At 65.6% G+C, this 12,980-nt stretch carries 15 protein-coding genes; 5 read left to right on the top strand and 10 right to left on the bottom strand.

What is annotated here, in order from left to right; translation table 11 throughout:
- Nucleotides 1–110: 110 nt before the first annotated feature.
- Together ACT53T_RS12355 and ACT53T_RS12350 are read right to left on the bottom strand one after the other, a co-directional pair.
- On the bottom strand, nucleotides 111–1,451 hold the full coding sequence (locus tag ACT53T_RS12355; RefSeq protein ID WP_476161416.1) for a heterodisulfide reductase-related iron-sulfur binding cluster: 1,341 nt from the start codon (nucleotides 1,449–1,451) through the stop codon (nucleotides 111–113).
- 190 nt (nucleotides 1,452–1,641) lie between these two features.
- Nucleotides 1,642–2,061 (bottom strand): rubrerythrin family protein, encoded by a 420-nt coding sequence (locus ACT53T_RS12350; protein WP_018264950.1) that lies wholly within the window; start codon nucleotides 2,059–2,061, stop codon nucleotides 1,642–1,644.
- 254 nt (nucleotides 2,062–2,315) lie between these two features.
- Between ACT53T_RS12350 and ACT53T_RS12345 the strand changes: the two genes are divergently transcribed.
- Nucleotides 2,316–2,795: a J domain-containing protein gene (locus tag ACT53T_RS12345; RefSeq protein WP_476161415.1), complete on the top strand. Its 480-nt coding sequence runs from the start codon at nucleotides 2,316–2,318 to the stop codon at nucleotides 2,793–2,795.
- 85 nt (nucleotides 2,796–2,880) lie between these two features.
- Nucleotides 2,881–3,174: a hypothetical protein gene (locus tag ACT53T_RS12340; protein WP_476161414.1), complete on the top strand. Its 294-nt coding sequence runs from the start codon at nucleotides 2,881–2,883 to the stop codon at nucleotides 3,172–3,174.
- Between the two features lies 1 nt (nucleotide 3,175).
- Here the strand turns inward: ACT53T_RS12340 and der are convergent, their stop codons facing one another.
- The 8 genes from der to ACT53T_RS12300 form a co-directional block, all read right to left on the bottom strand.
- Nucleotides 3,176–4,573: a ribosome biogenesis GTPase Der gene (gene der, locus ACT53T_RS12335; RefSeq protein ID WP_476161413.1), complete on the bottom strand. Its 1,398-nt coding sequence runs from the start codon at nucleotides 4,571–4,573 to the stop codon at nucleotides 3,176–3,178.
- A gap of 50 nt (nucleotides 4,574–4,623) precedes the next feature.
- The gene (locus tag ACT53T_RS12330) at nucleotides 4,624–5,331 is read right to left on the bottom strand and encodes a tetratricopeptide repeat protein (protein WP_476161412.1); all 708 of its coding nucleotides are present in this window, start codon (nucleotides 5,329–5,331) and stop codon (nucleotides 4,624–4,626) included.
- 244 nt (nucleotides 5,332–5,575) lie between these two features.
- Nucleotides 5,576–5,941, bottom strand: coding sequence for a 2Fe-2S iron-sulfur cluster-binding protein (locus ACT53T_RS12325; RefSeq protein WP_018264944.1), 366 nt, complete (start codon nucleotides 5,939–5,941; stop codon nucleotides 5,576–5,578).
- Between the two features lie 60 nt (nucleotides 5,942–6,001).
- The gene (locus ACT53T_RS12320; protein WP_476161411.1) at nucleotides 6,002–7,156 is read right to left on the bottom strand and encodes a glutathionylspermidine synthase family protein; all 1,155 of its coding nucleotides are present in this window, start codon (nucleotides 7,154–7,156) and stop codon (nucleotides 6,002–6,004) included.
- Nucleotides 7,153–7,578, bottom strand: a complete 426-nt coding sequence (locus tag ACT53T_RS12315; RefSeq protein WP_476161410.1) for a hypothetical protein — start codon at nucleotides 7,576–7,578, stop codon at nucleotides 7,153–7,155. The genes ACT53T_RS12320 and ACT53T_RS12315 overlap by 4 nt, the downstream gene beginning before the upstream one ends.
- Before the next feature lie 5 nt (nucleotides 7,579–7,583).
- Complete coding sequence (locus ACT53T_RS12310) at nucleotides 7,584–7,991, bottom strand: DUF350 domain-containing protein (RefSeq protein ID WP_476161409.1); 408 nt, start codon at nucleotides 7,989–7,991, stop codon at nucleotides 7,584–7,586.
- Nucleotides 7,992–8,069: 78 nt separating this feature from the next.
- Nucleotides 8,070–8,510 carry a hypothetical protein gene (locus ACT53T_RS12305; RefSeq protein WP_476161408.1) on the bottom strand — a complete coding sequence of 147 codons (441 nt, stop codon included), beginning with the start codon at nucleotides 8,508–8,510 and terminating at the stop codon, nucleotides 8,070–8,072.
- A 185-nt stretch (nucleotides 8,511–8,695) separates the two neighbouring features.
- Nucleotides 8,696–9,157: a flavodoxin family protein gene (locus ACT53T_RS12300; protein WP_476161407.1), complete on the bottom strand. Its 462-nt coding sequence runs from the start codon at nucleotides 9,155–9,157 to the stop codon at nucleotides 8,696–8,698.
- A gap of 217 nt (nucleotides 9,158–9,374) precedes the next feature.
- Here ACT53T_RS12300 and lnt point away from each other — a divergent pair, with 217 nt between their 5' ends.
- From lnt to metK, 3 genes are all read left to right on the top strand, one after another.
- Nucleotides 9,375–11,057 (top strand): apolipoprotein N-acyltransferase, encoded by a 1,683-nt coding sequence (gene lnt / locus ACT53T_RS12295; RefSeq protein ID WP_476161406.1) that lies wholly within the window; start codon nucleotides 9,375–9,377, stop codon nucleotides 11,055–11,057.
- 123 nt (nucleotides 11,058–11,180) lie between these two features.
- On the top strand, nucleotides 11,181–11,624 hold the full coding sequence (locus ACT53T_RS12290) for a helix-turn-helix domain-containing protein (protein WP_018264936.1): 444 nt from the start codon (nucleotides 11,181–11,183) through the stop codon (nucleotides 11,622–11,624).
- A gap of 150 nt (nucleotides 11,625–11,774) precedes the next feature.
- Nucleotides 11,775–12,965 carry a methionine adenosyltransferase gene (gene metK / locus ACT53T_RS12285; RefSeq protein WP_026191231.1) on the top strand — a complete coding sequence of 397 codons (1,191 nt, stop codon included), beginning with the start codon at nucleotides 11,775–11,777 and terminating at the stop codon, nucleotides 12,963–12,965.
- Nucleotides 12,966–12,980 lie beyond the last annotated feature (15 nt).

Raw genomic sequence — 12,980 nt, 5'->3', positions numbered from 1 at the left:
CGCCTCGGGCGTCATTGCGAGCGAAGCGAAGCAATCAAGGAGCCGCCCCATGACTCTGGATTGCTTCGTCGCGTCGCTCCTCGCAATGACGGCGGAAGGGCGCGACGCCGTCACTTCACCCCATAGGCAAGCGCGAGAATCTCGATCGGATGCGCGAGAAGCTCGGGCTTTTTCGCCTCCGCGTCCAGCCGCTCCATTCCCTGCGCGATATGCGGGCCGGAGAGCGGACATTCGGAGACGATATAGGCTTTGCCAGAGGATTGCGCCTGCCGCGCCACCGGCTTGCCGACCTTCAGCGCCGTCTCGAAATTCGCCGTCTTATAGCCCCAGGCGCCGCCATGGCCGGAGCAACGCTCGATGACCGCGACATCCGCCTGCGGGACGAGACTCAAAAGCTCGGCGCCCTTCCGCCCGATATTCTGCGCGCGCGAATGGCAGGAGACATGGAAAGCGACGCCGCCCTCGATCGGCGAAAGGCCTTCCGCCAACCCCTCCTTGCGGGCGATGCCGACGACATATTCGCTGAGATCATAGGTGGAGGCGGCGAGACGCTTCACCTTCTCGTCATCAGTGACGATCAGCGGCCATTCGAATTTCAGCATCAGCGCGCAGGAGGGAACCAGCGCGATAATGTCATAGCCCTTGTCGATCCAAGACTCGAAGGCGGCCGCCACCTGTTTCGCGGAGGCCGCGACCTCGCCGATGAGCCCCTGCTCCAGCAGCGGCATGCCGCAGCAGTGCGGATGCAGAATTTCCGTCTCGACGCCATTTTTGGCGAGCACGGCGCGCGCAGCGAGTCCGACGCCGGGATCATTATATTCGCCGAAACAAGTGGCGTAGATCACGGCCTTGCGGCCGAAGCCCGGAGCGTCTCTATTCACTTCGACGGGCCGCTCCTTCGCGAGCGCGGCCAGCGTCTTCTTCGAATATTTCGGCAGCACGGCCTCATGATGCAGGCCGGCGAGCTTCTCCAGCGCATTGCGCGCCGCGGTATGCGCGCAATCGGTCGCCCAATTGGCGAGCGGCGCGAGTTTCGTCGCCAATGCGCCATTGCGGTCGGTCTCGGCGAGCTGGCGATCCGCGAAGCCGACGCCCTTCTTCTTCGCCTCGACGGCGCGATAGCGCAGCATCAAATGCGGAAAGTCGAGATCGAACTCATGCGGCGGCACATAGGGGCATTTGGTCAAAAAGCACATGTCGCAGAGCGTGCAAGCGTCCACGATCTTTTTGAAATCCACGCTGGCGACGGTCTCGACTTCGCCCTTAGCGGATTCGTCGACGAGATCGAACAGGCGCGGAAAGGAATCGCAGAGATTGAAGCAGCGCCGGCAGCCATGACAAATATCCAGCACGCGGCGCATTTCGGCGTCGAGCTTCGCCTCGTCGTAGAAATCTGGATTTTCCCAATCCAATGGACGCCGGAAGGGCGCCTCGAGCCCGCCTTCTCTCATCGCTTCCAGCCCTTCGCGTCGATTGCCTGATGCATTGTTCCGCGTTCGTCATCGCGAGGAGCGAAGCGACGAAACGATCCAGGGGCCGCAGGGCGGCTCTGGATTGCTTCGCTTCGCTCGCAATGACGGCGGCAGGCCGTTCCGGCGGCTCCTGCTTTCGTTCGGGCCGCCGGACGATTGTCGGAAAAGCCTACTTCAGCTCGTCGAGCGCCTTTTGGAAGCGGCCGGCGTGCGAGCGCTCGGCCTTGGCCAGCGTCTCGAACCAATCGGCGATCTCCTCGAAGCCCTCCTCGCGGGCCGAGCGCGCGAAGCCCGGATACATATCCGTATATTCATGCGTCTCGCCGGCGACGGCGGCCTTCAGATTGTCCTCGGTCTTGCCGATCGGCAGACCGGTCGCCGGGTCGCCCACCACCTCGAGAAATTCGAGATGGCCATGGGCATGGCCGGTCTCGCCCTCGGCGGTGGAGCGAAACACGGTCGCGACGTCATTATGGCCCTCGATATCGGCCTTTTGAGCGAAATAGAGATAGCGGCGGTTCGCCTGAGACTCGCCGGCAAACGCATCCTTCAGATTCTGTTCGGTCTTGGTGCCCTTGAGCGTAGCCATGACTAAAGCTCCTTGGATGTACTCTCATGGGGACGCCCGCTGTCCCGACGGCCAGTCGGAACGCCCTTGTTTAGAATAATTTGAAATTGCCGCTTGCCAAGCGCCATAGCGGCCTTTGGCTGGGGACGGCGCGTCAAAACCATGCTGCAGCGCGATATTGGCTTCGAAACTGCATGTAACGTGAGATTGTACGAATGCGGCGGCCCGTTTCGCACAAAAGCGACGGACCGCCCGACGGCACGAGAGCGGACCGAATGGCGGAGCAATTGGACTGGGTCGTCTGGAACGGCTCGCTCGGCGTATCCGACAAGGTCGCGATCGGCCGCGTCGAGATCGTCGACGGCGTCCGCATGGCCTGTCTCGCGCCGCCCTATGATGTGGTGGGGCCGTTCAGCCTGGACGAATTGGAGACGCAGGGCCGCATCGCCTTCGGCGCCTGCTTCGTGATGTCGCTGCAACGCTGGAAGGAAGATCAGGTCGAGCTGCGCTTAGAGGGCCGCAAGCAGCGCGCCGCCTTCCAGAAGATGTTCGATTTCGACGCGGACGACAATCAGGAGCATCGCGAGACGCTGGAATTGCCTCTGGAAGGCGCGCTGGAGCCGGCCGAGATCAAATCCGCCTTCCGCCGTCTCGCCAAGACCGCCCATCCCGACGCCGGCGGCAGCGCGGAGGACTACCGCCGCATCGCCGAGGCGCGCGACGCGCTGCTGGCGCAGTTCGAAGGGGCGAGCTGAGAGCAGTCGTGCGATTTCGGTCGCGAAGTCGCAAAATCATCATAGAATGGGAAAATTGCCGAGGCTTCGAAGCAGCGAGCCGAACATGCGCTTTTTCCGCAGACACGCCCGCGTCATTTCCGCCGTTCTTCTCAGCGAGCTCGATTTGACGCTCGCTCTTTTCGGCGCGCTGCTCACCTTGCTGCCGATCGGCCGCTCGGAGCGCGCGAACAGAGGGTCCGCCGATCCGACAAAGCCCGGCGCCTATGATTTTTGGCCTGCGCTGACCCCCATCACGCGGCCCGAGCAATTCAGGAGAGACCAGACGACCGAGCTGATCGTCGAGGCGCCGGCGAAGCCGTCGCTCGCGCCGAAGAAATCGGACGTCGAGCGAGGATGACCTACCTCTTCCCCTTGTCGAACGGATTCTCGCCCGAGCGCGTCGAAATGCGGATCGGCGTGCCGGGAAGATCGAAGGCGCGGCGCAATCCATTGGTGAGAAAGCGCTGATAGCTCGTCGGCAACTCGTCGAGCTGATTGCCGAACAGGATGAAGTGCGGCGGCCGCGCCTTGGCCTGCGTCATATAGCGGATCTTGATGCGCCGGCCGGAGACCGCCGGCGGCGGCGTCTCGTCGATCGCGCTCTCCAGCCAGCGATTGAGCCGCGCCGTCGAGATGCGGCGGTTCCAGACTTCATGCACATCGAGAATGGCGCGCATGAGCTTGTCGAGCCCATAGCCGGTCACACCCGAGACCGCCACGACCGGCGCGCCCTTGATCTGCGGCAGCAGGCGCTCGGCCTCCTCGCGCAGCTTGGCGAGGCGCGTTCCCGGATCGTCCACCGCATCCCATTTGCCGAGCGCAATGACCACCGCCCTGCCCTCGCGCGCGGCGAGATCGGCGATGGTCAAATCCTGCTTCTCGAATGGAATGGCGGAGTCGAGCAGCAGCACGACCACCTCCGAGAAGCGCACGGCGCGCAGCGCGTCGGCGCCGGCGAGCTTCTCCAGCATGTCGACGACCTTGGCGCGCTTGCGCAGGCCGGCGGTGTCGAAGAGCTTCATATCGCGGTCGCGCCAGCGGAAAGGCACGGAAATGCTGTCGCGGGTGATGCCCGCCTCCGGCCCGGTGAGCAGGCGGTCCTCGCCGAGCAGCCGATTGATGAGCGTCGATTTGCCGGCGTTGGGCCGGCCGACCACGGCGATGCGCAGCGGCTTGGTGGGATCGACCTCGCTGCCGTCCTCATCGGCCGAGACGGCGATGTCGGTCGTCGCCTCCTCATCCTCTTCCCAATCCGCGGTCGCCTCCGGCAGCGCCTCGCGCAGCGCGTCGTAGAATTCGCCGAGGCCCTCGCCATGCTCGGCGGAGAGCGGCACGGGATCGCCGAGGCCGAGCTCATAGGCCTCGACCAGGCCGGCCTCGCCCTTGCGCCCTTCCGATTTATTGGCGGCGAGGATCACCGGCTTGCCGGCGCGGCGCACCAGATCGGCGAAATATTTGTCGTCCGGCGTCACGCCGACGCGCGCGTCGATCATGAAGAGAATGGCGTCGGCGGTCTCGATCGCCGCCTCGGTCTGCGCGCGCATGCGCCCTTCCAGCGTGGCGGAGGCGCCTTCCTCGAGCCCGGCCGTGTCGATGATGGTGAAGCGCAGATCGGCGAGGCGCGCCTCGCCCTCGCGGCGGTCGCGCGTCACGCCGGGCCGATCGTCGACGAGCGCGAGCTTCTTGCCGACGAGCCGGTTGAACAGAGTCGACTTGCCGACATTCGGCCGGCCGATGATGGCGAGCGTGAAGGACATTGTGGCCCTTTGGTCCAACGTCGCGGCGACGTCGCCTGTGAGGCTCGCGCTTACTTGGCGGGAGCGGATGCGGAAGCGGCCGGCTCTTTGGCGGCCGGCGGCGGCGCGGAGCCGCGCGCGGCGTCCAGCAGCGCCTTATAGGCGCCGGCGCGCTGGCGCATGGCGTGCGGCGCCTCCTGATCGTTGAGGATCACCTTGAAGGCGCGCTCGGCCTCGTCGAAATCGCTGTCCTGCAGCGCGTCGAGCCCGATGAGCTCCTGCGCCGTGTAGCGGAACGGGCCATTGGCGGTGACGAGCTCGCCGAGCAGATCCGCCATCTTCTGGCGGTCGCCCTGCTCGAGCAGCAGCACGCCGGCGCGCAGCTTGGCGACCTGCTGGGTCAGCTTGTCGACGCCCTTGTCCTCGGCGATGGCGGCGAAGGCGGCGACGGCCTTGGCCTTGTCGGTCTTGGCCACCCCCTCCGCGGCGCGCATGCGCGCCAGAGTGGCGTAGCCCCGCGGCGAATCCTTGGCCAGCGCCTCGAAGGCGGCGACCGCCTCGGCGTCCTTGCCGTCGGTCGCCAAAGCGGCGGCCGCGTCGAAGCGCAGATTGGCGGCCTCGGCCGTCTTCAAGCGATTGCTCTCGTAGAAGCTGTAGACGCCCGTCGCGACGACGACCAGAAAAGCGCCGACGAACACCGGCGTCTGATAGCGCTTCCAGAGGTTGGCCGCCTTGTCCCGGCGGACGTCTTCGTCGACCTCGTGGAAAATGTCGGACATGACCGCTCCTGTCGCGTGGGCGCCGGCGGTTCCCGGCGCGGAGGCCGCTGTTAGCATGCGCGCGCACGCAAGGCCAGTTCCCCCGGCGTCGCCCGCGCCGAAACGGCTTCGCCACAGCCAGGGGCGAAGCCGGCGGGAAAATCGCCGAGGATCAATATAGCGCGGCGCCCGCCCGAGGGGGCTGTCGGCGCGTCTGATCCAGAGCCGGCCTGCGGCTCTGGATCGAAAGCGCTCGGGCTCAGAGTCAGGCGCCGCCGGGCTCTCCGGTGAATTTCACCAATATGTCCTGGTCGCGCACCACATATTGGCAGGCGAGCCGAAACTTGGGCGGAATGTCGTCGACCACCGCGCGGGAAATCTCCTCCGCTGTGATCTTGCCCATGGATTTCAGCTGCGCTTTCTCCTTCTCGGTGAGCGTCGCGCCCATGGTCTTGTCGTCGAGCGGCGTCACCTCGATGAGGCAGGAGCCGCATTCGCCGTCTTTGCAATCATGCGGGATCGGAATCTTATTCGCCTCGGCGACGGCGAGTATCGTGTGCGTGTCGCCGGCGACCGCATAGACCGTCACATTTTTATGGAGAAGAGGGGTGGAGAAGGTGACATCGGGCATGGCCGTCCTCCCTTATTTTTTTATTTGCAGGGAAGAGCGTACGCCCCGACTGGGTAAGCGTCAATCGATGATCGCATGCGGCAAAAAGCGCGAGCGATCCGTCGTCACCAATGACGAATCCTCGCGCACGCCCAGGCCGGCCGGCTCGCCGCCGACGAGCCAGCAGCCGAGCACGGGATAACGTCCGCCGAAGCTCGGCAACAAGCACAATTGCTGACGCACGAAGCCTTCGCCGCCATAGTCGCCATCCGTGCGCGCGAGCAGAGTCTCGCCGTCGTAGAGCGCGACATTGGCGCCCTCGCGCGAGTAGAGCGGCTTGCGCGCATATCGCGTCAAAGACGCAGCGCGCGCGTCGTCCTCGAAGAAGCAGGGTAGAAGATTGGGATGGCCCGGCGCCGCCTCCCACAAATAGGCGAGAAATCCCTTGCTCGACGCGATCGCCTTCCATGGCGGCTCGACGAAACGCGTCGCGCCCATCGCCGCCGATTTGCCGAAAGCGTCGGCGAACATCCATTCCCAAGGATAGAGCTTGAACATTCGCTCCACGCGCCGCCCCAGGCGATCGACGAATCGCTCGCCTGCGAGGCCGATGTCGCGCATGTCGATGCGCGCAGTCCAGGAGCCGGCCTGCGTCGCGCAATCGGCGAGATAGGCGACATTGCCGCGATCCTCGACGCTCTGCGTCATGCAGGCGAAATGCACAGGGCCGCCGCCGGCGATCTCGCGCCAGCGCGCGATCAGGCGGTCATGCAGCGAGTTGAACTGATCCGCGCCTTTCGGCAAATGGCCGCGCGCGATCATCTGCTCGAGCCAGAACCATTGCACGACGGAAGATTCGTAAAGGCTCGTCGGCGTGTCGGCGTTATATTCGAGCAGCTTCGGCGGCCCTTCCCCGCCATAGGAAAAATCGAAACGGCCATAGAGCGAAGGATCGCGCCGCGCGAAGCTCTCGGCGATGAGCCCCCATGCGTGATGTGGAATACGCAGACGCTCGAGCGCGCGCTCGTCTTTCACGATGCGCGCGACGACCTCCTCGCTGAGCGCGGAAAGATCGGCCGTCGCTTTCTCGAGATCGTCCTCGATCTCGCGCAAGGAGAAAACATAGCGCGCGCTCTCGTCCCAATAGGGCTCGCCATCGGCCTGCGCATATTGGAAGCCGATTTTGCGCGCCTCCTCGGCGAAGTCCGGCCGCGGCGGCGAAAGCTCGCGCCTCACGAGCCGCCGCCATGTCCAGCGCCGGCGCCGCCGAAACCGCCGAATGAGACGGCATGACCGAGAGAGGAGCCGCCCGCATGGCCGGACGCGCTCTCGCCAGAGGAAGAATGCGAGGCGGAAGACGACGAGCCGCTGGAATAGGAATGTCCGCCCGAGCCGCCATGGCTGCTGGATTGACTGCTGGATTGGCTGCAATCCTGCCGCTCGGGATCGGCGCCCTCGGGACAATCGCGCCGCGGCTTCTCTAGCAGCGCCAGCGCGCCGATCGACAGCGAGCCGACCGCTATCGCGGCGATGGCGAGCGAGCGCTTGCGAAAGGGCGACGGAGTGGCGCCGCCGCCGGGAAGCCCTTTGGGCGCATGGGTGACGATGGGCGGCGCCATTCCGCGGCGGCCGAACTCCTTGCGCGGCGGCGCGGCCATGGCTCTCACGGACTCATGCAGGCGGCGCTGAGCACGCCTGCGGAAATGGAAACGGCGCCGAGCCACACCGCCGCGGCGATGGCGTTCTGCTCGATCGCCTGCGAAAGGCCCGGATGCGCGAGCCGCGCGAGAAGAAAAGCGATGATCTGCGTGGCGAAGGCGACAAAGCCCCAAATGATGAATTCGAGCGCCGATTGCGTGTTGTGCACCGCGCCAGCGAGCGCGATGGCGAAGCCGATGAGGCTGCCGCCGAAAGCGATGGCGGCGGAGGCGTTGTGCTCCTCGACGATGAGGTCGAACTCGCAATGCGGCGTCAAGCGCGTGTAGACGACGCAAAATGCGGCGCAATAGGCGATGGCCCCGAGAAAATACGCCGCAAAGGACAGAAGGCCGGATGCGAGATCTGCGGGCAAGGTCGGTCCTCTCGTAAAAATCGCGACGAGGTTAGCAAAGCGGATGAACGAAAGATAGAAGCGCCGAGAGACGCCGTCTCACGAGCCGCCCGCGTGAAAGCCGCCGCTTTCGCCGAATCCGCCGTAATAGGCATGATAGCCCGACCAACCGCCGCCCCCGCCGCCCCCGCCGCCACCTCCGCCGCCCCCCGGGTCGCTGCCGCGTTCACAATCGCGCCGCGGATCGGCCGCGCATATTTGACGATCGACAATCTGCGCCAGCGCGAAAATTCCGATAGAGATCGCGCCGAGCGCGATCAGCGCGATGGCGAGCGGCCACGCTTGCTCTGACGGCAGATGCAGAGATTCGCCGACGGGCTCCTCGAGGCGAGGCGGCGGAGCCGGGCGCGGTCCGAGGCCGTGGCCATAGATCGCTATGCCTTCGCGTTCGACGCGAAGCGATCGCTTGCGCGGGCTCTCCGCGCGTCTCGGCCCCAGACCGTGGCCGAAAAATTCGATGCCGGGCTCTTCCTCCGCCATGACTCATCGACCGTGGGGAAAAGCGATGCAATGGAACAGCGCCGACGCAATGACGCCGCCGATGACAAATCCCGAGCGCAAAGTCGCACCTTTCGAAAATAGATACGCGAACATATCGAGAGACCGCGAAGAAAGATAGGCGCGCCGGAATCGACGACGCCTCGCGCGACCGACCGCGGCCTCCTTCAAAACACCCCCGCCTCCAGCCCCGCCGCCATCGCCATGCCGAGCTCGCGGCACGCCTCGACGAACTCCTCCCGCCAAGGCCCGCGAAAGATCAGCGGCTCCTGCACGGCGCGCCAGCGCAGCCCGGTCGCGACCGTCTCGACGCTGCGCCGCGCGCCGGCGCCGTCGTTTCCGGCGCGAATATAGAGCGCATAGGGACGGCCCTGCATGCGCTCGAGACAGGGATAATAGCTGCGATCGAAGAAATCCTTCAGCGCGCCGCTCATATAGCCGAGATTTTCGGTCGTTCCCAGAATGAGCGCATCGGCTGCGAGCGCATCCTCCGGCGTCGCCTCCAGCGGCGCGCGCATCACGATTTCGACGCCGGCGATCTCGCGCGCCCCGGCGAGAACCGCCTCGCGCAGACGCTCCGTATTGGGCGAAGGCGCATGAGCGAGGATGAGAAGGCGCTTGGCGGTCATCGGGCGAATTCGTCTCTCGATTCGTCTCTCGCGGCCGTCGCCGCGTGCGCCGCCGCACAACGCGGCCGCGCGTGAAAATGATAACGATTCTCGCAAATAGCGCGAGCGATCACAATTCGATCCCATTGAAATGCGAGAGCCGTTTTCGAGCCGGCTCTAGGGCGTAGCCATTGGACGGGATAAAGTCGTTACGCCAATTCGAATCGAACGGATGCACATGGCGCAGCAATTTCTCACCCGGTCCTTCGCCGATGGCGCGCGGACGGGGCCGACACTTCCGCAACGCATCATCCTCGCCGAGGGCTGGACGCGCCGCGCCATCGCTTTTGCGGCGGGCGCCGTGGGCGCGCTGGCGCTGGCTCCGCTCGATCTCGCCCCGGCTATGCTCGTGACCATGTGCGTCTCCGTGTGGCTGCTCGACGGCTCGGCCTCCGCGCGCGGCGACGGCGGCCTCTCCTATCTCGCCGGCTCCATGCGCCGTGCGGCGGGAGCCGGCTGGTGGCTCGGCTTCGGCTATTTTCTCGCGGGGCTGTGGTGGCTCGGCGCGGCCATGCTGGTTGAGCCGGACCAGTTCGCCTGGGCGCTGCCGCTGGCCGTCATCGGCGCGCCGGCCGTCCTCGCGCTGTTTCCGGCGCTGGGCTTCGCGCTCGCGCGGGCGTTGTGGTCGGGCGGCTCGGCGCGCATTTTCGCGCTCGCAGCCGGGCTCGGCGCCTCGGAATTTCTGCGCGGCCACATCCTCACCGGCTTTCCCTGGAATGATTTCGGCATGGCGCTCGCCGCCATTCCATTTCTCGATCAGACCGCCGCGATCGTCGGCCTGCATGGGCTGGATATTCTCGCCGTCATTCTGTTCGCCGCGCCGGCGACGCTCATCGACGGCCCGCGCCGCCTGACGCCGGCCATCATCGTCGCGCTCGTCCTCGCCATCGGCATGGCGGGCTATGGCGCGCTGCGGCTCGGCGCCGGCAAGACGGAATATGTCGAGGGCGTCAAATTGCGGCTGATGCAGCCCAATCTCCCGCAGGACGCGAAATTCAAGCCCGAGAACGGCCCGGCGATCGTGAGCCGCTATCTCGAGCTCTCCGATCGCGCCGTCGCGCCCGGCCGCTCCGGCGTCGCCGACGCGACGCATCTGATCTGGCCGGAATCGGCCTTCCCCTTCATTCTCTCGCGCGATCCCGAGGCGCTGGCGCGCATCGCCGCGACCATGCGCGGGGCCGTGCTGCTGACCGGCGCGGCGCGCGCGGAGGAGGATGCGCGGCGCGAGGACGGCAAGCGCCACACCAAGATTTTCAATTCGATCCTCGCCGTCCAGGGCGGCCGCATCGTCGCCGCCTATGACAAGGCGCATCTCGTGCCCTTCGGCGAATATCTGCCTTTCGCCGAGCTGCTCGCGCCGCTCGGCGTCTCGCAGCTGGTTCCCGGAACATGGGACGAAGGAACGGGGCCGCGACGGCTCGCCGCGCCGGGATTGCCGCTGGCCGCGCCGCTCGTCTGCTATGAGGCGATCTTCCCCGGCGAGACGGCGGACCCCGCCGGCGAGCGGCCGCAATGGCTGCTGAATGTGACCAATGACGGCTGGTTCGGCATGACCAGCGGACCCTATCAGCATTTCGCCCAGGCGCGTCTGCGCAGCATAGAGGAAGGGCTGCCGCTGGCGCGCGTCGCCAACACCGGCGTTTCCGCGGTCGTCGACCCTTATGGCCGCGTTCTCCACCGGCTTCCGCTCGGCGTCGATGGCGTCATCGATGCGCGCCTGCCGCGCGCGGCCGACGCGCCGCCCTTTGCCGCCCATCCTTTTCGCTGGACTTCAACGCTTTGGTTCTTCACAATAATTTTCGCCCTGTTCGGACGCTTTCGTGGCCTCGCGGGTTCGACTTCCGGTCGTGCGAGCGCGTGACGACACGCTCCTCGACACTATGGCGAGCACCACCGCGCCAGCGATCGAAAGGGCGAAATCCGCTGTAGATCAGCCTCTTCGAAACAAAAGGCGGCCCCTGATGAGCAAAAGGAAGCATTCGCAGTGAAAAAAGCGCCCGATCCGATCGACAGGCATGTCGGAAGTCGCGTGCGCATGCAACGCATCCTGATGAAGATGAGTCAGGAGAAGCTCGGCGAGGCTCTGGGCCTCACTTTCCAGCAAGTGCAGAAATACGAGAAAGGCACCAACCGCATCGGCGCGAGCCGGCTGCAGCAGATTTCCAAGACGCTGAACGTGCCGCCCTCCTTCTTTTTCGAGGGCGCGCCCAACGCCCAGCCGGCCTCCGGCGACGGCTTCGCAGAGGAGTCCTCCTCGCAATATGTCGTCGATTTCCTCTCGACGGCGGAAGGCCTGCATCTCAATCGCGCCTTCGCCCGCATCAAGGACCCCAAGGTGCGCAAGCGCGTCATCGACCTCATCTCGACGCTGGCCGAGCAGGAGGAAGTCGCGCGGGAGCCGGCAATAGGCGACACGGCCGACAAATAGGCCGAAGCTCGGCGCAGCCCGCCCGAGTTCTCTATAAAGAACATTTTGGCACATACGGCTTGACGAAACGAACGACGCCTGTACTGATTTGGGCGAATGGAGAGGTCTGTCCGCCGAAGCGGCGGAGCGGCGATTGGACGGAGATTGGATGTGACGCGACAGAACTATCTTTTCACCAGCGAGTCGGTTTCCGAAGGCCATCCCGACAAGGTCTGCGACCGCATTTCCGACGAGATCGTCGATCTGTTTTTTCGTGAGGGCGCCAAATTCGGCGTCGACCCTTATCAGATCCGCGTCGCCGCGGAGACGCTCGCCACCACCAATCGCGTCGTGATCGCCGGCGAGGTGCGCGGCCCCGCCATTCCCAAGGAGCAGATCGTCGACGTCGCCCGCAAGGCGATCAAGTCCATCGGCTATGAGCAGGCCGGCTTCCATTGGCAGAACGCCGACGTCGAGGTGCTGCTGCACGCCCAATCCGCCGATATCGCGCAAGGCGTCGACGCCGCCGGCAATAAGGACGAGGGCGCGGGCGATCAGGGCATCATGTTCGGCTACGCCGTGCGCGAGACGCCCGACTTGCTGCCGGCGCCGATCTATTACGCGCACAAGATTCTGGAGAAGCTCGCCCACGCCCGCCACACCGGCAAGGAGAAGGGCCTCGGCCCGGACGCCAAGAGCCAGGTCACGCTGCGCTATGAGAATGGCAAGCCGGTCGAGGCCACGCAGATCGTGCTCTCGCATCAGCACACCGACGAGAATCTGACGCCCCAGGACATTCGCGCCATCGTCGAGCCCTATATCCTCGAGGCGCTGCCCGCGGGCTTCGTCACCAAGGGGACGGTTTGGCACGTCAATCCGACCGGCAAGTTCCACATCGGCGGCCCGGACGGCGACGCCGGCCTCACCGGCCGCAAGATCATCGTGGACACCTATGGCGGAGCCGCGCCCCATGGCGGCGGCGCCTTCTCCGGCAAGGACCCGACCAAGGTGGACCGCTCGGCCGCCTACGCCGCCCGCTATCTGGCCAAGAACATCGTGGCCGCCGGCCTCGCCGATCGCGCGACGCTGCAGCTCTCCTACGCCATCGGCGTGGCCGAGCCGCTGTCGATCTATGTCGATCTGCATGGCACCGGCCAGGTTCCCGAGGACAAGCTCGAGGCCATTCTGCCGCAGATCATCCGCTTGTCGCCGCGCGGCATTCGCGAGCATCTGCAGCTCAACAAGCCGATCTACGCCCGCACCTCGGCCTATGGCCATTTCGGCCGCACGCCGGACGAGGAAGGCGGATTCTCCTGGGAGCGCACCGATCTCGTCGACGCGTTGAAGGCGCAATTCTCCTGACGCAGGCGATTTCCG

It is taken from the genome of Methylosinus sp. DMC45 (assembly GCF_056313885.1).
This window is presented reverse-complemented; position numbering and strand designations above follow the sequence as displayed.

Excerpts from the sequence above, each read along its gene's own strand:
- der (WP_476161413.1), bottom strand. The coding sequence starts at position 4,573 with ATGTCCTTCACGCTCGCCATCATCGGCCGGCCGAATGTCGGCAAGTCG.
- ACT53T_RS12305 (WP_476161408.1), bottom strand. The coding sequence starts at position 8,510 with ATGGCGGAGGAAGAGCCCGGCATCGAATTTTTCGGCCACGGTCTGGGG.
- ACT53T_RS12300 (WP_476161407.1), bottom strand. The coding sequence starts at position 9,157 with ATGACCGCCAAGCGCCTTCTCATCCTCGCTCATGCGCCTTCGCCCAAT.
- ACT53T_RS12340 (WP_476161414.1), top strand. The coding sequence starts at position 2,881 with ATGCGCTTTTTCCGCAGACACGCCCGCGTCATTTCCGCCGTTCTTCTC.
- ACT53T_RS12315 (WP_476161410.1), bottom strand. The coding sequence starts at position 7,578 with ATGGCCGCGCCGCCGCGCAAGGAGTTCGGCCGCCGCGGAATGGCGCCG.
- ACT53T_RS12345 (WP_476161415.1), top strand. The coding sequence starts at position 2,316 with ATGGCGGAGCAATTGGACTGGGTCGTCTGGAACGGCTCGCTCGGCGTA.
- lnt (WP_476161406.1), top strand. The coding sequence starts at position 9,375 with ATGGCGCAGCAATTTCTCACCCGGTCCTTCGCCGATGGCGCGCGGACG.
- ACT53T_RS12355 (WP_476161416.1), bottom strand. The coding sequence starts at position 1,451 with ATGAGAGAAGGCGGGCTCGAGGCGCCCTTCCGGCGTCCATTGGATTGG.
- ACT53T_RS12330 (WP_476161412.1), bottom strand. The coding sequence starts at position 5,331 with ATGTCCGACATTTTCCACGAGGTCGACGAAGACGTCCGCCGGGACAAG.
- ACT53T_RS12325 (WP_018264944.1), bottom strand. The coding sequence starts at position 5,941 with ATGCCCGATGTCACCTTCTCCACCCCTCTTCTCCATAAAAATGTGACG.
- ACT53T_RS12350 (WP_018264950.1), bottom strand. The coding sequence starts at position 2,061 with ATGGCTACGCTCAAGGGCACCAAGACCGAACAGAATCTGAAGGATGCG.